Origin of the sequence: Streptomyces sp. NRRL S-1022 (assembly GCF_000720135.1) — a bacterium.
Lineage (GTDB): Bacteria > Actinomycetota > Actinomycetes > Streptomycetales > Streptomycetaceae > Streptomyces.
The window spans coordinates 53,467-75,037 of record NZ_JOIU01000023.1 but is presented as its reverse complement, the minus strand read 5'-3'; the positions used below and the strand labels follow the sequence as shown (position 1 = coordinate 75,037).

Sequence of the window (21,571 nt, the reverse complement as noted above, 5' to 3'; positions counted from 1 at the left end):
TACGACAGCAGCGCCAACGGTATCCCTAGACCTCTTCGGGCAGCTCGCCGACCCGGTTCTCCCACTTCGTGGACAGCACGATGGTGGTCCGGGTGCGGGAGACGCCCTTGGTTCCGCTGAGCCGGCGGATGATCTTCTCCAGGCCGTCCACGTCCGTCGCCCGCACCTTGAGCATGAAGGAGTCGTCGCCGGCGATGAACCAGCAGTCCTCGATCTCCGGCAGGTCCCGCAGCCGCTGGGCGACGTCCTCGTGGTCGGCGGCGTCGGAGAGCGAGATGCCGATCAGCGCGGTGACGCCGAGGCCGAGGGAGGCCGAGTCCACCGTCGCGCGGTAACCGGTGATGACACCGGCCGCCTCCAGCCGGTTGATGCGGTCGGTGACGCTGGGGCCCGACAGGCCGACGAGGCGCCCCAGCTCCGCGTAGGAGGCCCGGCCGTTCTCCCTCAGTGCCTGGATGAGCTGCCTGTCCACCGCGTCCATGCGATCGAAGCCTTCCGGTGAAAGTTCCTGAAGTGATGAGAGGTACTGCTGCTTGCCTTACTCGCCCGCCGTGCCGCCGCCGAGTTCGCCCTTCCACCGCCGGTACAGGCCGTGTCCGACGCCGGCCGCGTCCAGCACCCGCCCGGCGACGAAGTCCACCAGGTCCTGGATGTGGGTGGCGCCCGCGTAGAAGGCCGGCGAGGCCGGGACGACCGTGGCGCCGGCGTCGTCCAGGGCGACGAGGTGGCGCAGCGTCTGCCCGTTCAAGGGGGTCTCCCGTACGGCCACGACCAGCGTCCGGCGCTCCTTCAGTGTGACGCTCGCCGCACGCTGGAGCAGATCCTTGGACAGGCCGAGCGCCACGCCGGCCACGCACGCGGTGGAGGCGGGCACGATGAGCATGCCCTTCACCGGGTACGACCCCGAGGACGGGCCGGCGGCGAGGTCGCCCGCGCTCCAGTACCGCACCCCGCTGACGTCCGCCTCGAAGGTGCCCGGCTTGCCGTCGGCACCCCGGGCCAGCCATTCCCGCAGGTCGTCCTGCCAGTGGGCGTCCCGGAAGGAGATCCCCGTCTCGTCCAGCAGCGTCAGCCGCGAGGCCCGGCTGACCACCAGGTCCACCGCTTCCCCCGCCGCCAGCAGCGCCCGCAGCACCGCAGCGGCGTACGGCGTTCCGGAGGCTCCGGACACCCCCACGATCCAAGGCACGCGCTGCGTTTCTCCTGCGTTCACATATTGAGCGTACCGGTGGGCCGGGCAGGGCTCAGGCCGGGTGGGGCGCCTCGGGGCCGACGGGGAGGGAGGCGGTGGGGACGGCCGGCTTGCCGAGGGGGGAGCCGGCGGTCGGCTCGTGACCGGTCACCACGAGCTGCGCGTGCGGCCGGTCCCTGCCCGGGACGGTCACGCCGGCCTCCCTGGGGTCCCGCACCCGGTGGCAGGCCGACCGTGCTCAGACGGTCAGACCGCGCACGAGGAGATCGAGGAGCGCGCACACGAACAGGGCAATGCCGATGAAGCCGTTGACCGAGAAGAAGGCCCTGTTCAGGCGGGAGAGGTCGTGCGGCCGGACGATCGAGTGCTCGTAGAGGAACGCGCCGGCGACGACCAGCAGGCCGAGCCAGAAGAACGCGCCGGCGTGGGTGGCCAGGCCGTACCAGACGAACAGGGCGGTCGTGAGGGTGTGGCAGGCCCGCGCGCCCCGGATGGCGGCCGGGATGCCGAAGCGGGCCGGGACCGACATGACGCCGATCTCCCGGTCGGTCTCGACGTCCTGGCAGGCGTAGATCAGGTCGAAGCCGCCGATCCAGATGCCGACGGCCAGGCCCAGGATCACCGCCGTCCAGGACCACTCGCCGCTGATCGCCAGCCAGCCGCCGACCGGGCCCATGGCCTGGGCGAGGCCGAGGATGGCCTGCGGGAAGTTGGTGAACCGTTTCCCGTAGGGGTAGACCACCATCGGGACCACCGCGACCGGGGCCAGGGCCAGGCAGAGCGGGTTGAGCAGGGCCGCCGCGCCCAGGAAGACCACCAGGGCGACCAGGGCGCCCGTCCAGGCGTGCCGGACCGACATCGCGCCGGTCACCAGCTCGCGGTGGGCCGTGCGCGGGTTCCGGGCGTCGATCTCGCGGTCGATGATCCGGTTGACCGCCATGGCGAAGGTGCGCAGGCCGACCATGCAGACGGTGACCAGCAGCAGGCGGCCCCAGTGGATGTTCCGGTCCCACTCGTACATCGCCGTCAGGGAGGCGATGTAGGCGAAGGGCAGCGCGAAGACCGAGTGCTCGATCATCACCAGGCGCAGGAAGGCCTTGGTGCGTCCCGGCCCGGGGATGGCGGCGGATGCCGACGTCACAGTCCGTACTCCTTCCAGCGGCGGTCCACCAGGGCCGCCGTATCCGGGTGCGGCAGGACCATGTCCGGCCAGCCCCCGTCCCGGGTGTAGCCCTCCTCCGGCCACTTCTTCGTCGCGTCGATGCCGGCCTTGCCGCCCCAGAACTGCTGGTAGGAGGCGTGGTCCAGGTGGTCGACGGGGCCTTCGACGACCGTGAGGTCGCGGGCGTAGTCGGTGTTGCCGAGGGCCCGCCAGGCGACCTCGTGCAGGTCGTGGACGTCGCAGTCGGCGTCCACGACGACGATCAGCTTGGTGAGGGACATCATGTGCGCCCCCCAGATCGCGTGCATCACCTTCTGCGCGTGCTTCGGGTACTTCTTGTCGATCGAGACGATCGCGCAGTTGTGGAAGCCGCCGGCCTCGGGCAGGTGGTAGTCCACGATGTCCGGGACGATGATCTTGAGCAGGGGGAGGAAGAAGCGTTCCGTGGCGCGGCCGAGGGGGCCGTCCTCCGTGGGCGGCCTGCCCACGACGATCGACTGGAGCAGGGGCCGCCTGCGCATCGTCACGCAGTCGATCGTCAGCGCCGGGAAGGGCTCCTGCGGGGTGTAGAAGCCGGTGTGGTCGCCGAAGGGGCCCTCGGGCAGCATCTCGCCCGGCTCCAGCCAGCCCTCCAGGACCACCTCGGCGTTGGCCGGCACCTGGAGCGGGACCGTCTTGCAGTCGACCATCTCGATGCGCTTGCCGGCGAGGAACCCGGCGAAGAGGTACTCGTCGATGTCGCCGGGGAGCGGGGCGGTGGAGGCGTACGTCACGGCGGGCGGGCACCCGAAGGCGATCGCGACCGGCAGGCGTTCGCCCCGGCGGGCGGCCACCTGGTAGTGGTTCCGGCTGTCCTTGTGGATCTGCCAGTGCATGCCGATCGTGCGCTTGTCGTGGCGCTGCAGCCGGTACAGGCCCAGGTTCCGCACGCCGGTCTCGGGGTCCTTGGTGTGGGTAAGGCCCAGGTTGAAGAAGGAGCCGCCGTCCTTCGGCCAGGTGAACAGCGCCGGGAGCCGGTCCAGGTCGACGTCGTCGCCGTGCAGGACGACCTCCTGCACCGGCGCCTCCTTGACCTTCCGCGGCGGGACGTGGGTCATCGAGCCCAGCTTGCCGAAGGCCTCGCGCACGCCGACGAAGCCGTGCGGCAGCTCGGGCCGCAGCAGGCCGCCGATCTTCTCGGAGATCTCGCCGTACGACTTCAGGCCGAGCGCCTTCAGCAGGCGGCGGTCGGTGCCGTACACGTTCATGGCGAGGGGCATGTCCGAGCCGCGCACGTTCTCGAAGAGCAGCGCCGGGCCGCCGGACTTCTGCACCCGGTCGACGATCTCCCCGACTTCCAGGTACGGGTCCACCTCGGCCTTGATGCGCTTGAGGTCTCCCTCGCGCTCCAGCGCCCGCAGCAGGGAGCGAAGATCGTCGTAAGCCATGTGTCCCAGTATCTGCCACCCGCTACCCTGGCCCGGTCACCAGGGTCGGATCACAGAGTGGGGGGTACGCGCGGCCATGCTCAGGTATCTGCCGTTCCTGCTGGTCATGGCGCTGCTGGTCTACTCCTCGGCCTGGCTGTTCACCGGCCGGACCCGGCGCGGCCCGGCGAGCGGCTCCACCCCGGCCGAGTGGCACCGCGATGCCGCGGCGGACTGGGTGGCCCCGGACGACAACCCGGAGTTCCTGAAGTCCCTCGACGAGCGCGCCCGGGGCGGGGACGACGACCCCCGGCAGGACTAGCGGCCGGCCGTCCACCGACACGCCCGCGCCACCGCCGGCACCGGGCCCGGCCCGATCACCGTCGGGCGGCCCCGTCCCGGTCCTGCCCCCACCGGTCACCGAGGGTTAATCACTTCCGCGTTCGGCCTGCCATCCGTTCCGTTGAAATGGCCCGGGCGGGCATGTCCCGGCCGCGTCTGACGGCATTGCCTTGCAGGGGGCCCGAGCACCGGGCCCTTCGGCGATGGGAGACGCGTGCGAATCACTGACATCCAGCGCTGCGAGGTCCGGCCGGGACGGCTCGTCGAGTGGACGCTGAGCCCGGCGACCGTCGCGGCGGCGACGGCGCTCCCGGAGGACTCCCGGCCGCCCGCCTACATCCAGGAGTCGCACATCAGGACGGCCCGGAGCGTCCGCGAGTCCGGGCTGTTCGTGCCGACCTGGCTCGGCACCGCCTTCGACCTGCCCGGCCCGCTCGACCTGGACGTGCTGGAACGGGCCCTGCACACCTGGACCCTGCGGCACGAGACGCTGCGCAGCGGCTTCCGCTGGGCCGGTGACGAGCTGCGCCGGTTCACGCTCGACCCGGCCGAGGTGTCCCTGCACCGCGAGGACGCGGGCGACTTCCCCGATGCGGACGGCCTGGTCCGGCACCTCCAGCACCGCTTCGACACGGTCGCGGACGCGCTGCGCTGGCCCAACCTCATCTACACGGCGGTGGTGCGCGACGACGGCGCGAGCGTGTACATGGCCTTCGACCACAGCAACGTCGACGCCTACTCGGTGCAGCGGATCGCCGCCGAGATCCACGAGCTGTACGCGGCGGGGCTGGCCGGCACCGAACCGGAGGACCGCGGGCCGGTGGCCAGTTACGTCGACTTCTGCGGGATCGAGCGGGCCGGCGCGGACGGTCTCGACGGCCGGCACGCGATCGTGGAGCGCTGGCGGGAGTTCATCCACCGCTGCGACGGCACCCTGCCGGCCTTCCCGGTCGACCTGGGTCTGGCACCGGGCGGTCCGCTGCCCCGGCAGCAGATGCTGTGCGAGCCGCTGGCGGACGCGGACGCGGCGGCGGCGTTCGAGGCGTACTGCCGGCCGTACGGCGGCAGCCTGGTCGGACTGCTGGCCGCGACCGGACTCGTCGTGCACGAACTCGGCGGGCAGCCGGTGTACCGGACGGTGGTGCCGTTCCACACCCGGGTGAAGTCCCGGTGGAGCGACTCGGTGGGCTGGTACGTGGGCGGCGCCCCGATCGAGGTCCCGGTGGGCCGTACCCGCGGCTTCCCGGAGGCCCTGCGGGCGGTGCGCGCCGAGCTGCAGGCGAACCGGTCGCTGGCCCGGATGCCGCTGGCCCGGGTGCTGCGCCTGCTCGGCTCCGACTTCCGGCCGACCTCCCCGGACCTGCACTCGATCGTGTCGTACGTCGACGCCCGCGGCATCCCGGGCGCCGAGCGGTGGCCCGAGCTGAAGGCGTACGGGCTGATGCGGGTGTCGTACGGCGACCAGGTGTGCGTGTGGGTGAACCGGCTGCCCGAGGGGCTGTGGCTGGCGAGCCGGTACCCGGACACGGACGTGGCGGTGAAGACCATGCGGCTGTACGTGGAGCGGCTGCGGGACCGGATCGCCTCGGTGGCCGACGGCAGCCTCTCCGCGGTCTCCTAGGCGTTCGGGCCGAGTGTCCCGATCAGGCGTTCGAGCCGGTCGCGCCAGCGCTGCTCGGACTCCTCCTCGCCCTGGAACTCGTGCGTGAAGCGGAGCACGCTGGCGTCCTCCCCTTCGCGCTCCAGGTGGAACCGGAGCCGGCCGGCGCTCTCCAGGGTGTACTCCGCGACCCGGTCCACGTCCCAGGCGGTCACCTGCCCGCTGCCCAGGTCGCGCAGCGTGACCGCGCCGCCGAGGCGGTGTTCGAGCACCTCGGCGGCGGTGAACCAGGACGCCAGCCCCTCGGCCGTGGCCACCGCGGCCCAGACGTCCTCCATCGGCCGCGGGAGCTGCACCACGAAGTGCAGGATGTGCATGTTCCCGTGCGTCTGGCTGGTGCCCTGTGCGATGGAACCGCTCATGACACCAGCCTGCTCCCGTCCCGGGGCACCCGCACGCGGCGGTTACACGCCCGCGTAGGAGTGCTTGCCGCTCACGAAGATGTTCACGCCGTAGTAGTTGAAGAGCCAGCAGCCGAAGGCGATCATCGCCAGGTAGGCGGCCTTGCGGCCCTTCCAGCCGGCGGTGGCGCGGGCGTGCAGGTAGCAGGCGTAGGCGATCCAGGTGATGAAGGACCAGGTCTCCTTCGGGTCCCAGTTCCAGTACCGGCCCCAGGCGTCGCCCGCCCAGATCGCGCCCGCGATGATCGTGAACGTCCACAGCGGAAAGACGGCCGCGTTGACGCGGTAGGCGAACTTGTCCAGGGAGGCGGAGGCGGGCAGCCGCTCCAGCACGGAGGACGCGAACCTGCCGGGCGTGCCCCCGGCCTCCAGCTTGGTCTCGTACGAGTCCTTGAACAGGTACAGGATCGTGGCGACCGCGCCGACGTAGAACACCGCGCCGCAGAAGATCGCGGTGGAGACGTGGATGTACAGCCAGTACGAGTGCAGGGCCGGCACCAGCTGGTCGCTGGCCGTGTACAGGACGGTGACCGCCAGGCCCAGGTCCAGCAGGACGGTCGTGACGAGGAACAGGCCGAGCCAGCGCACGTTCTTCTTCAGGGCCAGCAGCCCGAGGTACACACCGACGGCGACCGTGGAGAAGGTGATGTTGAACTCGTACATGTTGCCCCACGGCGCCCGCTCCACGGAGGCCGCGCGGGTCACGACACCGCCCAGCTCCACGAGGAACGCGAGCACGGTGAGGGAGATGGCGATCCGGCCGTACAGGTCGCCCTGCTCGTCGCCGCCGTGCGCGCCGGGCCCGTCGGGCACGTCCCGGGCGCCGGACGCCGAGCGGACGACGACCTTGGGCCGCTCCAGCACGGCGGTGCCGCCGGCCTGCCGCACGGCGACGGCGGGGGCGCCCGCCGTGCGCTCGCGGCCGGCGGTGAGCGCGGCGGCCGTACGGGCCACCTTGCTGCGGCTGCCGAACAGCCACTCGGCGATGTAGGCGAAGAAGGCCAGGGTGTAGACGGCCATCGACGAGTAGATCAGCGTGTTGCTGATGCTCGCGAGGTGTTCGTTTGTTGCGGCGGCGAGAGTCACTTCTCAGCCCCTTCGGCAGGTACGACTGGGGATTCGGAGGCGTCGTCGTCGGGGTCGGGGGCCCCCGGCGCCTGGTCGTAGAGGATTCCGGCGAGGTCGCCCAGTTCCTCGGGCACCTTGGCGGACTCGCTGCGGCCGAGCCCGGCCATCTCGACCACCGTGACGCCGTCGGCACCGCGCACCGCCCGCACCCACACGCGGCGGCGCTGGATGAACAGGGACGCGGCCAGGCCGAAGATCGCGGCGAGGGCACCGCCGAGCGCCCATCCGCTGCCCGGCTCCTGGACGATCTCGAAGCCGGCCCACTCCTTGATGTCCTTCTCGAAGGTGAGGGACCCGGCGCCGTTCGGCAGCGTGAGCGTGTCGCCCGGCTTCAGCAGCTTCTTCAGCAGCTGGCCCTTGCCGTCCTTGAACGCCTTCATGTGCTTCTTGTCGAGCTGGTACACGCTCTGCGGGATGCCCGAGTTCACCCCGAGGTCGCCGTGGTAGGCGTTCACCGCGAGCAGCGGGTTCAGCAGCGCCGGGAACTGCGAGAGCATCGTGCCGCTGCGGGCGTCGAACGTCGGCACGAAGAACGCCTGGAAGCCGAGCTGCTCCTTGTTGCCCTTCGGGTCGCGGTAGCCGTCCATCACCTTCACCACGCCGTTGGAGCTGACGTTGCCGTCGAGCGGCAGCAGCGGTACGGCGTCCTGGTAGACGATCTTCCCGGTGCCGTCGCGGACGGTGACGACGGGCGCGTAGCCGTGGCTGACCAGGTAGACCTTGGCGTCGTCGATCTTCAGCGGCTCGTTGACCTTGACGGTGGTCGTCCGGTCCTTGCCGTACGCGCCCTCGCTGTAGCGGATCCGTGCCTCGAAGGTGCGCGGGGTGCCCTTGTTGGGGCCCGTGAGTTCGTAGGTGCCCTTGAAGTCCTTCAGGTCGAAGCTGAAGGGGACCAGGTCGTCGCTCTGGAACAGGCTGCCGGACTTGATGTCGTCGTACATCGGCAGCGCGTTCGAGAAGCCGTCGCCCTCCACCATCAGCTTGGTGCCGTCGGCCTTGTACAGCTGGCCCGAGGCGAAGGCGACGAGCAGCACGATCAGGGCGATGTGGAAGACCAGGTTGCCCAGCTCGCGCAGGTAGCCCTTCTCGGCGGCCACGGCGTCGCCGACGACGTGCGCGCGGAAGCGGCGCTTCTTCAGCAGGGCGAGCGCGGCCTCGCGGATCTGCTCCGGGTCGGCCTGTGTCCGCCACGTCGTGTACGCGGGCAGCCGGGTCAGCCGCTTGGGCGCGCCCGGCGGACGGCCGCGCAGCTGGCCGGTGAACTGCCAGGTACGCGGGACGATGCAGCCGATCAGGGAGACGAACAGCAGGATGTAGATCGCGGAGAACCACACCGAGCTGTAGACGTGGAACAGGCCGAGCTTGTCGTAGACCGGCGCCAGCGTCCGGTGCGCGGCGCGGAAGTCCTCGACCTTGCTCGCGTCCGCGCCGGTCTGCGGGATCAGCGAGCCGGGGATGGCGGCCAGCGAGAGCAGCAGGAGCAGCAGCAGCGCGACCCGCATGGAGGTCAGCTGCCGCCAGAACCAGCGCACCCAGCCGATGACGCCCAGGGACGGCGGAGTGGAGATCTCCTCCTGCGGGGCCGTGGACAGCTGGGAGCCGGCGGCCCCGAGGTCCTCCTGGTCCCGGCCGAGGCCGGTGTCGGTCTTGCTCATCGATCAGATCCCCACAGTGAAGCCGTCGGACCAGGTTTGCATCTGCTGGATCAGACCGTTCCAGGCGCCCGTCATCAGCAGCACACCGGTCAAGATCATCATCGAGCCGCCGATGCGCATCACCCACACATAGTGGCGCTTGACCCAGGCGAAGGCGCCGAGCGCCTTGCGGAAGGCGATCGCGGTGATGACGAAGGGAAGGCCGAGACCGAGGCAGTACACGACCATCAGCAGCGAACCACGCGCGGCGCTCGACTCCTGGAAGGAGAGGAAGTTCACCGAGGAGAGTGTCGGGCCCATGCAGGGCGTCCAGCCGACCCCGAAGAGGGCGCCGAGGACGGGCGCCCCCAGCAGGCCGCCCGTCGGCCGCTTGTGGAAGCGGAACTCGCGCATGGTGAACCAGGGCAGCAGCCCCATGAAGAAGACGCCCATGACGATCATGAGCAGGCCGAGCACCCTGGACAGGGTCTCCTGGTACTCCAGCAGGTTCGAGCCGAAGTAGCCGAAGAGCGCGCCGGTGGAGACGAACACGGTGCTGAAGCCGAGTACGAACAGGGAGGCACCGGTGATCATCCGCCCCCGTCTGGCCTCGGCGAGGTCGGTGCCGGCGACGCCCGTCACATAGGAGAGGTAGCCGGGGACAAGCGGCAGCACGCAGGGCGAGAAGAACGAGACGAGCCCGGCGAGCAGCGCGATCGGCAAGGAGACCAGCAGGGCACCGTGCAGCACGGTCTGGTTGCGCCCCGGCCCCGTCTCCGCGGCCAGCGTCAGCAGTGCGCTCACGTCACTTCTCCGCGAGCACCGGCTTGATCATCTTCAGCAGGGTGGTGTCGTCGAGCGCCTCCAGGGCGCGTGCGGCGACCTTCCCGTGCCGGTCGATGACGAGCGTGGAGGGGATGAGCTGGGGGTTGAGGGTGCCCTTCTTGAAGCGGAGCATCAGCTTGCCGGTGGGGTCGTACAGGCTCGGGTACTCGACCCCGTGCTCCTTCTCGAAGTTCACGGCCGGGGTGGTGCTGGTGTCGCGGGTGTTGATGCCCACGAACTGCACACCCTTGCCCTGGTACTCCTTGGAGACCTTGGCGAAGTACCCGGCCTCCTCGCGGCACGGTCCGCACCACGAACCCCAGACGTTGAGGACGACGACCTTGCCCTTGTAGTCGGCGACGTCGAGGGCCTTGCCGCCGATCGTCTTGCCGGACAGGTCCGGGACCGTGGCGCGCTTGCCCGCGGACACGGTGTCGATGCCGTTCTTGCCGGTGACGAAGTTGGTGTCGCCACCGCCTCCGGAGATGCCGCCCTTCCCGCACGCGGACAGGGTCAGGGCCGCGACGGCGGCCACAGCGGTGAGCAGGACGGCGCGGCTGCGGATACTCATGTGAAAAGTTTCGCATGCCTGTTCCGGGGATTTCGCGCGCCCCCCTGCCGGGCGGAAAACCGCATTTCAGGGCGTATTTACACGGGACATTCCGGGCGCCCGGCCGGGATCACGCGGCATTGGAGGAGGCGGACCCGGTGCCCCGCAGGAACTCCTTCCAGCCGCCCGCCGGCCGCTGCCCGACGCCCAGCGTGCGCAGCTTGGCGAGCACCTCGGGCTTCTGCACGTCCATCCAGTCCACGAACTGCCGGAAGGAGACCAGCCGCACGTCGGCACCCTTCTCCTTCTCGCGCGCGATGTGCTTGAAGGCCTCCTCGACGGAGTCCATGTAGATGCCGCCGTTCCACTGCTCGAAGTGGTTGCCGACGAAGAACGGCGCCCGGTTCGTCTCGTACGCCCGCTGGAAGCCCTGGATGTACGCCTGCGCGGACTGCTTGCGCCAGCCCGGGTAGTTGTAGGCGGGCGCCTTGGTGGAGTTCACGGACTGGTTGGCGAGCATGTTGTAGTCCATGGACAGGACCTCGAAGGAACGTCCGGGGAAAGGTATCTGCTGCAGCGGCAGGTCCCAGATCCCCTGCTTCTTCTCCGGCCACGTCTGACGGCCGCCCGGCGAGGAGGCGTCGTAGCGCCAGCCCAGCTCGCGCGCGGTGGGCAGCAGGTTGTTCTGGCCCAGCAGGCAGGGCGTACGGCCGCCGACCAGCTCCTTGTCGTAGTCGAACGGCAGGGAGGGCAGGTCCGTCCAGCCGGTGTTGGTGCGCCACTCCTTCACGAACGCCTTGGCCTGCCGGATCTCGCTCGCCCACTGCTGCGGGGTCCAGTTGCCGACCGTGCCGGTGCCGGCGCAGAAGTGCCCGTTGAAGTGGGTGCCGATCTCGTGGCCCTCCAGCCAGGCCCGGCGCACGTTCGTCAGGGTGGCCTTGATGTGATCGTCGGCGAGGTAGCCGATGTCGGAGGCGCCGCGCGGGTTGTTCGGGGGCTCGTACAGCCGCTTCTTCGACTCGGGCAGCAGGTACAGCCCCGAGAGGAAGAAGGTCATGGACGCGCCGTGCTCCTTGGCCAGGTCCAGGAAGCGCGGGAAGAGGCCGTTGCCGACCTCGCCGGCGCCGTCCCAGGAGAAGATCACGAACTGCGGCGGGGTCTGCCCCGGCTCCAGCGGCTCGGGCTTGCCCGGCTGGTGCGGCTGCTTGCCGGTGAAGGAGGTCGAGCCGTCACCGAGGGGCCGGGCCGGGCGCGCACCGTTCCCCTTCCCGTCCCCGTGTCCCGGCCGGCCCTGGCCGGAACCGTTCGGGTGCCCGCCGCCGTCCGAGGACGTGAGGCTTCCGCAGCCGGCGAGCGAGGCGGCGGCAGCCGCGCCCGCGCCGAGGCCGAGTGCTCCCCGCCGGGAGAGGGTCCGGGAGAAGGTGCGCATGGAAAACCCCGATTCGTCGCGCCTGCTGGTGTTCACCCAGACAGAGGACGCGACGATCGGGGAGGTTCCGATCATTCTTATGTTTTTCGCAACGCTTCCGGCAAAAACACCCTAAGTCACGTCAAACGGACTGTCAGTGCACCGGAGCCGGGCCGGTCAGGCGCCGAAGGCCTTCCCCTGCGCGGCCCCCTTGCCCTTCTGCGGCCGGGCGCCGGCCCGCAGGTGGACCGGGACCAGATCGATGGCGGGCTCGCTGTAGCCCACGGACACGATCTTGTCACCCTGGTAGGTGAAAGTCGTCAGGGAGGCGAGGGTGCACTGCCGCCTGCGCGGGTCGTGCCACAGCCGCCGCCGCTCGATGTACGACCGCACGATCCAGATCGGCAGCTGATGGCTGACCAGCACCGCCTCGTGCCCGCGCGCGTGGTCCCTGGCCGCGTTCAGCGCGCCCATCATCCGCACCACCTGGTCGACGTACGGCTCGCCCCAGGACGGCCGGAACGGGTTGACGAGGTGCTTCCAGTTGTCCGGCTTGCGCAGCGCGCCGTCGCCGACGCCGAACGTCTTGCCCTGGAACACGTTCTCGGCCTCGATCAGCCGCTCGTCGGTGTCCAGGTCCAGCCCGTGGGCCTTGGCGATCGGGGTGGCCGTCTCCTGCGCCCGCTCCAGCGGGGAGGAGCAGACGTAGGTGACGTCCCGCGGGGCCAGGTGCTCGGCGACCCGCTCGGCCATCTTCCGGCCCAGCTCGGACAGGTGGTAGCCGGGCAGCCGGCCGTACAGGACGCCGTCCGGGTTCTCGACCTCGCCGTGCCGCATGAGGTGGACGACGGTGATGTCCTTGTTCTCGGGGGAGGTGCTCATTCCGCCGTGGCCTCCGCAGCCGCCCGGGCCGCCGCCGGAAGGGCGTCGGCGATCTTCTGCACGGCCCGCTCGTCATGGGCCGTGGACACGAACCAGGACTCGAAGGACGACGGCGGCAGGTACACGCCGTTCGCCAGCAGCGAGTGGAAGAACGCGGTGAAGCGGTACGACTCCTGCCGCTTGGCGTCCTCGTAGGTGCGCACCTGCCGGTCCGTGAAGAACACGGAGAACATGTTGGACGCGGTCTGCACCCGGTGCGCGACACCCTCCTTCGACAGCGCCTCGCCGACGAGGGTGCGGATCTGCTCGGAGACGGCGTCGACCGTGTCGTAGGCCGCGTCGTCCAGCAGCCGCAGCTGGGCCAGACCGGCGGCGGTGGCGACCGGGTTGCCGGAGAGGGTGCCGGCCTGGTAGACGGGCCCGGCGGGCGCGAGGTGCGCCATGACGTCGGCACGGCCGCCGAAGGCCGCGGCCGGGAACCCGCCGCCCATGACCTTGCCGAAGGTCATGAGGTCCGGCTTCACGCCCTCCACGCCGTACCACCCGGCGCGGCTGGTGCGGAACCCGGTCATCACCTCGTCGGAGATGAACAGGGCGCCGTTCTTCCGGCAGGCGTCCTTCAGCCCCTGGTTGAACCCGGGGTCCGGCGGTACGACGCCCATGTTCCCCGGCGACGCCTCGGTGATCACACAGGCGATCTCGCCGGGGTGCCGGTGGAAGGCCTCCTGCACGGCCTCCAGGTCGTTGTACGGCAGCACGATCGTGTCGCTGGCCTGGGCGCCGGTGACACCGGGGGTGTCCGGCAGCGCGAAGGTGGCGACACCGCTGCCGGCCGCGGCGAGCAGCGAGTCCACGTGCCCGTGGTAGCAGCCGGCGAACTTGATCACCTTGGAACGCCGGGTGAACCCGCGGGCGAGGCGGATCGCGGACATGGTGGCCTCGGTGCCGCTGCTGACGAGCCGCACCTGCTCCACCGGCTCGACCCGGGCGACGATCTCCTCGGCGAGCGCGACCTCGCCCTCGCCGGGCGTGCCGAAGGACGTACCGCGGGCGACGGCCTCCTGGACGGCGGCGATGACCTCGGGGTGCGCGTGCCCGAGGATCATGGGACCCCAGGAACAGACCAGGTCGACGTACTCGCGGCCGTCGGCGTCGGTGAGGTAGGCCCCCTTGCCCGACACCATGAACCGGGGGGTGCCGCCGACGGCGCGGAAGGCGCGCACCGGGGAGTTCACTCCGCCCGGGGTGACGACGGAGGCGCGGTCGAAGAGCGCCTGTGAGACGGGCGCGTCGTAGGGATAGGGCGTTTCGCTCATGGCACTCATGACGTGCGGCTTCTCCGGCTTCTCGGACTCCGGTTGCGGGGTGACCTCCTCAGGGTAGGCCGCGGGACGGGCCGACCGCGGTCGGCCTCGGGATCGGAGCGGCGCCATCCCTCATCTGCGAGACTGAGACCTGATACACACAGCTCATACGCACGTAATGATCAGAGGCCGGGAATTTCCCGCGCGGCCTGTTGTTCCACCGTACGTTTCGGCGGGCGGCCGTGGGGGAGGTCACTGACACGATGATCGGGTTGCGCGGCGGGGGCCACGCGTCCTAGAAAAGCAGTCGGGTGGAGATATGCATCGCGGTGGCGGACTGGGCGAGGGGACTGATGACCTGGGTCCTCGACGTGCCCGGCGGGGAAGGCACCGGCGCGACGCGGAGGAAACGACCGAGACACGTCAGACCGACGCACGTCAGACACAGGGTGTACCGAGTGAGCCCGAGCGGTACGACCGGCAGATCGACGGCCGGCTCGACCACCGGGCCGACCGCCTCCGGGCGGGGAGCAGGAATGGTGGTCGAGTGGGGGTGACGTACAAATACTTCGGCGCGCCGGACGGTGCGACCGCGGCCCGCGTTCCCATCTCGATGCGCCCCGAGGAACTCGGCGGCGACGAACTGGGCATGAACGGCATGTTCACCAAGATCAAGCCGGAGACGATGGCCGCGATGGTCCTCACGGGCATCGAAGGTGTCCCCCTGCACAAGGTCCCGCCCCTGGAGCTCGTCGTCCTGCACCCCGACTACGCCGTCGTCAAGCTGCCCATGACGGTCGTCGACCCCCTCCGCGGCATCGGCGAGGAAGCGGTCGGCGCGGCGGCCTTCATCTGGTCGACGGTCCCGGACCGGGGCGGCCCGCGGGACGCGTTCAACGTGTACCAGCTGCTCCACGAATGGCAGGACTTCAGCCATCGGCTGCACGAGGCGGGGCATCAGCCTTATTGCCTCGTGTGGCCATGAGATCGGGGTCGGGCGAGGCCTTGGGCCTCCGCCCTCGCCAGTGTCCGAGAAGTTCCGCTGGGCGGCCGGGATGTGCTTCCGGCCGCCTGCGGTGAGGACGCGCTTCGGTCGTCGGCCCGCTCAGCCGGCAGCGCGGAAGGACGGCTGGTTGCCGGGGCTGTTCCGTTCGATCCAGCCCTTTCCGTCCGCCGCGATGCCTTCCAGCAGGCGGAAGGTGTGGATGAAGCCGGCCGCACTGAGGTTGATCTCGGCGATTTCCTGGGCGTTCTCGTCCGGCGCGAGGTGGTGGGTGTCGGCGTCCGCAACACGGATGTTCCTGGCCGGCCCGTTGGTGAGGACGAGCTCAAGGTCGTAGCCGGCCGTGCTGCGTTCCGTGACCTGCACCGAGGACAACGCGTCGAACCGGTAGTTGCTCCGCTGCTCGCTCCCGCGTCGTGCGTCGGCGAAATCGAACTCCGAGCTTACTTCGCGAACGCCACCCTGTGTGACCAGGAAGAGGCGGAAGCTGTAGCGCGAGTAGCGCCAAGGACCGCCCTTAACACGGCCTCGTTTGTAGGGGCGTGCGGATGTCACCAGGATGGTGTGGGTGATCAGGTCGCGCCAGGAGAGCTGGTAGTGGCGCAATGCCTCGTCGACGAACAGCGTCTTGTCGCAGGTGAGCCAGGTCTCCATCTCCTGCTCACTGGGGCGCGTGGCGTCGAGGAACGCCTTCCAGTTCTCGTAGGCGGCTCGCCGCGTGGCCAGCCGCTCCTGGTACTCCTTGGTTTCCTCGGCCAGTCGGCGTTCCTCGCCCCGGGCCTCCAGCCACGAGGACGCGGCCGCGCGTCCGGACCAGACCACGCCGGCTACGGCCAGGACGGCCAGCACCACGTGCGACGCACCGGCACCCGAGGCCACCGTGCCGAGCAGGGCCAGAGTGGTGCAGCCGAGAACGACGAGGGCGACCACACACAGTGCCTTCGCCGACGCCGGGGTCTGGTCCGTGTGGCGGTGATCGAAAAGAGTGCCTCTGCTGTACCGGTCCCGGGCATCCTCAGCGAGATGGCGGATCAGCCAGTCGACCCGGTCCACGCCGATCCGGCTCTCACGGTAGAGAACCGAGATCTCGGCGACGAGGCTGTGGCGGATGTGCTCGGTATGGCCGAGCCACTCGTGCGGGGTCATTCCGAGAGGCACACGAACACTGAAGTAGTGGTCGAACGAATGGCGGACACGGTTGGTGAACCCGTCCCCGGAAGAGGCGGGATCGCGTGCGTGCGGTACCTGCAACATCCGGTTTCTGGTTTTCAGCTGATGTTCCTGGTACCACCATCGGCTGCCGAAGCGAGTCGCGGCCACGCCCGCACCGAGCGCCACCAGCAACTCGACGGCTGCCTCGGCCGGATCCGCGACCAGGGACAAGACGCAGAGGAACGCGGCGGCGACGACGAACAGGCCCATTCGGACCGGGAGGGCCGCCTGGGCGGCAGCGGCAGTGCTCGGACGGGGCGGCAGGGTCCGCGGCCCGATGGGGTCGGGTTCGAAATAGGCCCAGACCCGCTGGACCCGGTCGTTGCCGAAGCGAGCCGCCTCGGCCCGCTCTCGGTTCTCGGTCCACAGGCTGTCTTTCAGCCCCCCGGTGAGCACCAGGTCGAAGTGGTGGAGGATCTCGTCACGCCGGCGAGGTGACAGAGAGCGCAACCGCTCCAATACGCGTTCCGTGGCGCCGTCCGCGGTGCTGAGCATCGCCAGCAGTTCGAAGGCGACGCGCAGAGCGTCCTTCCATTCCCCCTCGGCGTACGTCCGTACGAGCCCGGAGGCGTGGTGCAGCTGCTGGAGTTCCTCGGCGCTGAGGTCGTGGTAGGCACGGGCACTGAGCATGGCGAGCACCCAGTGGAACCGGACCTCCGCGTTGTCGTGTCCGTGGGCGATGGCGTCACTGATCATGTCGCGCGCACGACTGGGGATGCCGTCCTCCAGGAACCGCACACCGACCTTGTACTTCTCCTGCGGCGACGCATCGGGGTGGACGAAGTAGACGTTGGAGTTGTGGACGGTCCCGGCCTGGATTCCGACGGTGGAGTCGTACGCGGCCGCGTTGTGCGTGACGCTGCTGCCGTCGATCACGACAGATCACCCGCCGCAGCAACAAGCGGGGCCAGCCTGCCCACCAGTTCGGGAGACTCCGCGATCAGACCGCGTAACCTCTTGAGTGCCATGACCGCCTTCTTGGACGGCTCGGAGGTGTTCTCCACCACCGCCCGGCGCGCAAGGACCAGCTCGGCCAGTGCCTCCCGGTGGGTGTCGTCGTCGAGGGCGCCCTCGGCGTGCTGACGCTTCAGGTGCGCACGGAAACCGTCCAGTTCCGCGACCAGGTCGACCGGACCGGACGCCTTCGCGTCCCCGTTCAGGTGGACGCTGCTGCCCTGGACGGAGCCGGCCATGATGCCGACCGTGCTGTTGTGCGCGCTGTTGCTTACGTTGCCTTTGAGTCTGTCGGCCGCACGGGCCCTGTCCGCCTCGGACATTGCGATCTGCTCCTGTTCCCGAACCAGTTCCACGGCCAGCCGTACGGCGAAGGCCGCCGCGTTCGCCGCGGCCCGTGGCTGCCGGTCGCGGTCCTTCGCGCTGTTCTTCGTACCGTCCGCCCGGTCGCTGATTCCCCGGATGATGGCCACCGGAGCGCCGTTGAGATGACCGGCCTGGGCGACACCGGCCGCCTCCATCTCGATCGCGAGCGCGTCGTTGTAGTGCTGCCGGATCCACCGCGCCTCGGCCGAAATCCTTGAGTTCTGAACAATCTCGCCGGCGGCGATCGCGCCGAAGCGCACCTGCGGCGAGTGCCCGTGGCCGGCCGTGTCATCGACCCAGTCGTTCACGCGAGCCAGATGTGAGCCGAGCTGGCTGATGCCGTGCGCCGTCTCCCAGACCCGGGGGCGGGACTTGAGTCCGTCGTCCTCGCTGGTCCCGCCGTGGTAGGCGTACACGTGTGTCGCCATCACCACGTCGCCCAGCCTGGCGGTGTCCCACAGCGCACCCGCGACGCCGACGAACAACACGGCCACCGGGGAGAACTCCTGGATCGCACGCTCGGCGATCACCGCGGCGGAATGGTTCCCCTTGTTCGTCAGGCCGAGCGCGACACGACACGAAGTGCCCGGCACGGTTCCCAACTCGAACAGTGTTCCCCGCTCGTGACGATGCACCTGTACACCGGTCAGTTTCCGACGCACTGCTTGGAATTCGAGATTGAGGGCGGTGAGAATCACCACCAGGTCTTTCGACATCTATTCCCCTTCCTCTCCCGCTCCCTCTTCCTTTGCGGAGGGCACAGGCCGGATCAGTGGCGGGATCAACACCGTCGTCGGCCCGGCCCGGTACAGCCGCGCAGGCCGTCCTCCGGTGCTCCTGCGTCCGGAGCCGGCAGGGGTGATGAATCCCTCCACGGCCTGGACCTTCCGGTAGAAATTTCGGGTGTCGAGTTCGGTGCCCCATACCGCCTCGTACACCTGTTGCAACTCAGCTATGGTGAATACTTCTCCGCAGAATGCCGTGGCCAGCGCCGAGGATTCGAGCTTGGTACGGGCGCGTTCGATTCCGTCCGTCACGATTCGGCGGTGATCGAAGGCCAGTTCCACCTCGCCGGACAGGACGGCCTCCGCAGGAACCCACGCAGCGTCCATGGCATCCGTTCCTGCGACCGGTTCGGGAAGTCCCGGCGCGATCGCCAAGTGGGCCACGGACACGACTCGTCCCCGTGGATCACGGCCTGCCTCCCCGTAGGTGGCCAGCTGTTCGAGGTGCACCCACCCGGCAGTCAGAGCGGTTTCCTCACTCAACTCACGGTGGGCCGCGTCGAGGATCTCCTCACCGGCGTGATTGAGGAATCCGCCGGGCAGAGCCGGCATGCCTCGGAAAGGATCTTCGCCCCGCTCCACGAGCAGCACACACAGTCGCCCCTCCCTCAGCGTCAGGATCACGAGATCGACCGTCAACAGCACAGGCGGGGGTGACCACGCGTCATGTTGCATGCCGCCTAAGCTACTTCGATTCCTGTCACTTTGACAAGAACGGCGCCATGGAGGCCGGCGGTGCGGTATGGAGACGTGTCGGGTTCCAGGAACGCGTGGAGGACTGTCCGAGCCACCGGCCGGGCGGACGGGGGTGGCTCGCCTACCGCGATGCCCAGTTCGCCCTACGACCCGCACCTGCGGCGGCGGGAGCATCTGTTCGGCGGCCTGTACTCGGCCTTCCCCGGGGTGAAGTCTGTCCCGGTGAGCAACGGGCGGGCGGGTACCGCCCGGTTCCGGGAACCGAGCCCGCACCCGGCCGGTCCTCCTCCCTCACCGGCTGGGACGGTCCGGCGCGAAGGGCGTCACCGCGCCATGCCGACGAGGGGCTCCAGCAGTTCCAGGGCCTCCTCCCAGCGGAAGCGGTCCGTGTCGCCGTCCGCGCCGGAGCCGATCAGGACGCCCATGTCCCGCAGCCGGGCCAGGCTCTGCCGGTAGGCCGGGTGGGCGGCCTGGGCGGTGTTCAGGCAGGGCAGCGCCACGGTCGGGACGCCCGTGCCGTACGCCTCGCACAGGATGCCCAGGGCGAGGGTGTCGGAGATCCCTGCGGCCCACTTGTTGAGGGTGTTGAAGGTGGCCGGCGCGACCGCGATGGCGTCCGGGGGCGGCAGCGGGCGCGGGTCCCCCGGCCTGCGCCAGGCGGAGCGGATCGGGTAGCCGGTCTGCGCCTCGACCGCCCGGGCGTCGATGAAGCCGAGGCCCTGCGGGGTGGCGACGACTCCGACGTCCCAGTCCGCCTTCCGGGCCGCGGTGATCAGCTCGCCGACGCCGGGGGCGATGCCGCTCGCACAGACGACGACGTACAGGAAGGGCTTCTTGTCCGGGGGGATCGTCGGCTCGGTCACGCGGGCACTCCCGGTCGGCGGCTGATGCGGCGAGGTTCCGGCAGGTTACGCCGATGGGGCCGGGGAGGGGGAGCCGCCGCCGACGCGCGCACATCCACGGGCGCCGCAGGTGCCCTCGGACACCGCGCCCGCTCCGGCCCGGGCTGACGCCGGTGACTCCCGCGCCTCAGGCCCCGGCAGCGTGGACGACCGTGATGTGCTGGTCCCCGCCGGGGGTCTCCAGCTCGTCCACGGCCGCTACGGCCAGGTCCTCCGCGCTGATCCAGGAGCGGCCGTCGGGCGCGGTCAGGAGGGTGGTCGTACCGCGGCGGTAACGGGCGGTGCGGGGGCCGGGCTCCAGGAGGGCCGGGGGGCTGAGGTAGACCCAGTCGGTGTGGGGGTGGGTCCGGCAGGTGCGGAGCTGGGCCACTCCCGCCGCCGCGACCGGCTGCCACTGTTCCGGGACGTAGCCGGGGTTGTCGGCCACGAGGACGTCGGGGGCGCCGGGGCTGCGCAGGGCGCCGGCGCCACCGATCACCAGGACGCGGATGCCCAGCCGTGCGGCCGCGTCCAGAACCGTCCGGGTCGTGCCGAGCAGGAAGTCCTCGTCGACCGGCTGGGTGCGTACGGTCAGTACGGCGGCGTCCGCGCCCGAACCCGCCAGCGCCTCGTGGACGGCGTCCGGATCGTTCGCGTCGACCGGGACGGGCGTCACGTTCGGATGCTCGCTCGCCGGCTTGCGGGACAGGGCCAGGACCCGGTGTCCGCGGGCGGCGGCCTCGGCGGTCACCCGGCCGCCGACCATGCCGGTGGCGCCGATGACGGCGATGGTCAGGCGTGGGCTCATCGGTGTCGCTCCCCTTGTCGTAGCGGACTTCTTCGTCGGTGGGTTCAGTTGCGCGGCGAGCATCGCCGTGAGGGCCAGGGCGAAGCCGGCCGTCTGGAGCGGGCTCAGCGACTCGCCCCGGAACGTGCCGATGGCCGTGGCGACCAGCGGCGAGAGGAGGACGAGCGGGGCTGAGGCGCCGACCGGGAGACGGGCTATGCCACGGAACCAGAGCGTGTACGCGATCAGGCCGCCCATGCTGCCGAGCCACAGGTAGCCGGCGGCCGCGCCGGCGTCGATCCGCGGCGGCGGCCCCTCGACCGCCAGCGTCGGCGGGAGCAGGAGCAGGCCGCCGGCCGTGAGTTGCCAGGCGGCCAGGGTGAGGGGGGTCGCGCCCGGGGGGCGGCCCCAGCGTTTGGTGAGGACGACCCCGGCGGCCATGGCGGCCGTGCCGCCGAGGCCGGCGAGTACGCCGACGGCGTCCAGGCGGGCCTGCGGGCCCAGGACGACCAGTCCGACGCCGGCCATACCGAGCACACCCCAGGCCCAGCGCCGGACGGTCGGCCGGTCCTGGAGCACCGGGATCGCCAGGGCGGCGACCAGCAGCGGCTGCGCGGCCCCGAGGGTGGCGGCGACCCCGCCCGGAAGTCGTTCGGCCGCCAGGAACAGCAGCGGGAACAGGGCGCCGATGTTGAGCGCGCCGAGGACGCCCGCCTTCCACCACCAGGCGCCGTGCGGCAGGACACGGGTGAGGGCCAGGCCGAGCAACCCGGCGGGCAGGGCGCGCATGAGGCCGGCGAACAGGGGGTGGCCGGGTGGGAGGAGTCCGGTGGTGACGACGTAGGTCGTGCCCCACGCCGCGGGGGCGAGGGCGGTCAGGAGGACGGTTGCCGCTCTGTCGGCGTCAGCAGGCATGGGACGAGTCTCGGCACCGGCCGCCCATGCGTCCAACACATGCTTGTCATCCCAGTCATGAACGAGAACGATGGATAA

21 protein-coding genes are annotated in these 21,571 nt (G+C 70.3%); 3 read left to right on the top strand and 18 right to left on the bottom strand.

Translation table 11 applies throughout. The features are described 5' to 3' along the window. Positions 1-25: 25 nt before the first annotated feature. The 5 genes from IG05_RS0130050 to IG05_RS0130030 are packed head-to-tail and all read right to left on the bottom strand — an operon-like array spanning position 26 to position 3,781. Entirely contained in the window at positions 26-481 is a 456-nt protein-coding gene (locus tag IG05_RS0130050; RefSeq protein WP_030347179.1) for an Lrp/AsnC family transcriptional regulator, read from the bottom strand. Between the two features lie 57 nt (positions 482-538). Continuing rightward, positions 539-1,189: a UbiX family flavin prenyltransferase gene (locus tag IG05_RS0130045; protein WP_030347178.1), complete on the bottom strand. Its 651-nt coding sequence runs from the start codon at positions 1,187-1,189 to the stop codon at positions 539-541. Between the two features lie 55 nt (positions 1,190-1,244). After that, complete coding sequence (locus IG05_RS48015) at positions 1,245-1,385, bottom strand: hypothetical protein (RefSeq protein ID WP_158839044.1); 141 nt, start codon at positions 1,383-1,385, stop codon at positions 1,245-1,247. Positions 1,386-1,430: 45 nt separating this feature from the next. Beyond that, positions 1,431-2,333 carry a menaquinone biosynthesis prenyltransferase MqnP gene (gene mqnP / locus IG05_RS0130035; RefSeq protein ID WP_030347177.1) on the bottom strand — a complete coding sequence of 301 codons (903 nt, stop codon included), beginning with the start codon at positions 2,331-2,333 and terminating at the stop codon, positions 1,431-1,433. Further along, positions 2,330-3,781 carry a menaquinone biosynthesis decarboxylase gene (locus IG05_RS0130030; protein ID WP_030347176.1) on the bottom strand — a complete coding sequence of 484 codons (1,452 nt, stop codon included), beginning with the start codon at positions 3,779-3,781 and terminating at the stop codon, positions 2,330-2,332. The genes mqnP and IG05_RS0130030 overlap by 4 nt, the downstream gene beginning before the upstream one ends. A 76-nt stretch (positions 3,782-3,857) precedes the next feature. Between IG05_RS0130030 and IG05_RS0130025 the strand changes: the two genes are divergently transcribed. Next, a complete protein-coding gene (locus tag IG05_RS0130025) occupies positions 3,858-4,082 on the top strand; it encodes a hypothetical protein (RefSeq protein WP_051790397.1) in 225 nt (74 codons plus the stop codon). A gap of 234 nt (positions 4,083-4,316) precedes the next feature. Next, a complete protein-coding gene (locus IG05_RS0130020; RefSeq protein ID WP_030347174.1) occupies positions 4,317-5,723 on the top strand; it encodes a condensation domain-containing protein in 1,407 nt (468 codons plus the stop codon). On the opposite strand, the gene IG05_RS0130015 is transcribed toward IG05_RS0130020, so the two are convergent. The 8 genes from IG05_RS0130015 to hemL form a co-directional block, all read right to left on the bottom strand. Then, on the bottom strand, positions 5,720-6,124 hold the full coding sequence (locus IG05_RS0130015; protein WP_030347173.1) for an SRPBCC domain-containing protein: 405 nt from the start codon (positions 6,122-6,124) through the stop codon (positions 5,720-5,722). The two genes, IG05_RS0130020 and IG05_RS0130015, sit on opposite strands and share 4 nt — an antisense overlap. Before the next feature lie 42 nt (positions 6,125-6,166). Beyond that, positions 6,167-7,249, bottom strand: a complete 1,083-nt coding sequence (gene ccsB, locus IG05_RS0130010; protein WP_030347172.1) for a c-type cytochrome biogenesis protein CcsB — start codon at positions 7,247-7,249, stop codon at positions 6,167-6,169. Next, positions 7,246-8,946 (bottom strand): cytochrome c biogenesis protein ResB, encoded by a 1,701-nt coding sequence (resB, locus tag IG05_RS0130005; protein ID WP_030347171.1) that lies wholly within the window; start codon positions 8,944-8,946, stop codon positions 7,246-7,248. The genes ccsB and resB overlap by 4 nt, the downstream gene beginning before the upstream one ends. Positions 8,947-8,949: 3 nt before the next feature. Beyond that, entirely contained in the window at positions 8,950-9,729 is a 780-nt protein-coding gene (locus tag IG05_RS0130000) for a cytochrome c biogenesis CcdA family protein (RefSeq protein WP_030347170.1), read from the bottom strand. Position 9,730: 1 nt separating this feature from the next. Beyond that, positions 9,731-10,321, bottom strand: coding sequence for a TlpA family protein disulfide reductase (locus IG05_RS0129995; protein WP_234336082.1), 591 nt, complete (start codon positions 10,319-10,321; stop codon positions 9,731-9,733). Between the two features lie 109 nt (positions 10,322-10,430). Further along, positions 10,431-11,729 carry a hypothetical protein gene (locus IG05_RS0129990; protein ID WP_030347168.1) on the bottom strand — a complete coding sequence of 433 codons (1,299 nt, stop codon included), beginning with the start codon at positions 11,727-11,729 and terminating at the stop codon, positions 10,431-10,433. A 156-nt stretch (positions 11,730-11,885) separates the two neighbouring features. Further along, positions 11,886-12,590, bottom strand: a complete 705-nt coding sequence (locus IG05_RS0129980) for a histidine phosphatase family protein (protein ID WP_030347167.1) — start codon at positions 12,588-12,590, stop codon at positions 11,886-11,888. Further along, on the bottom strand, positions 12,587-13,906 hold the full coding sequence (gene hemL, locus IG05_RS0129975; protein ID WP_030347166.1) for a glutamate-1-semialdehyde 2,1-aminomutase: 1,320 nt from the start codon (positions 13,904-13,906) through the stop codon (positions 12,587-12,589). The genes IG05_RS0129980 and hemL overlap by 4 nt, the downstream gene beginning before the upstream one ends. Positions 13,907-14,441: 535 nt before the next feature. Here hemL and IG05_RS0129965 point away from each other — a divergent pair. Beyond that, entirely contained in the window at positions 14,442-14,879 is a 438-nt protein-coding gene (locus IG05_RS0129965) for a hypothetical protein (RefSeq protein WP_003974483.1), read from the top strand. Between the two features lie 120 nt (positions 14,880-14,999). On the opposite strand, the gene IG05_RS0129960 is transcribed toward IG05_RS0129965, so the two are convergent. The 5 genes from IG05_RS0129960 to IG05_RS50700 all read right to left on the bottom strand — a co-directional run bounded on the left by IG05_RS0129960 (position 15,000) and on the right by IG05_RS50700 (position 21,493). Next, the gene (locus tag IG05_RS0129960) at positions 15,000-16,805 is read right to left on the bottom strand and encodes a hypothetical protein (protein ID WP_037814969.1); all 1,806 of its coding nucleotides are present in this window, start codon (positions 16,803-16,805) and stop codon (positions 15,000-15,002) included. 176 nt (positions 16,806-16,981) lie between these two features. Further along, positions 16,982-18,145 (bottom strand): 5'-methylthioadenosine/S-adenosylhomocysteine nucleosidase, encoded by a 1,164-nt coding sequence (locus IG05_RS0129955; RefSeq protein WP_030347163.1) that lies wholly within the window; start codon positions 18,143-18,145, stop codon positions 16,982-16,984. Then, positions 18,146-18,889, bottom strand: coding sequence for an NUDIX hydrolase (locus IG05_RS0129950; RefSeq protein WP_030347162.1), 744 nt, complete (start codon positions 18,887-18,889; stop codon positions 18,146-18,148). It abuts the gene before it with no gap. Positions 18,890-19,233: 344 nt separating this feature from the next. Further along, on the bottom strand, positions 19,234-19,773 hold the full coding sequence (locus tag IG05_RS0129945; RefSeq protein WP_030347161.1) for a flavoprotein: 540 nt from the start codon (positions 19,771-19,773) through the stop codon (positions 19,234-19,236). A gap of 166 nt (positions 19,774-19,939) precedes the next feature. Next, positions 19,940-21,493, bottom strand: coding sequence for an EamA family transporter (locus IG05_RS50700; protein WP_158839042.1), 1,554 nt, complete (start codon positions 21,491-21,493; stop codon positions 19,940-19,942). Positions 21,494-21,571 lie beyond the last annotated feature (78 nt).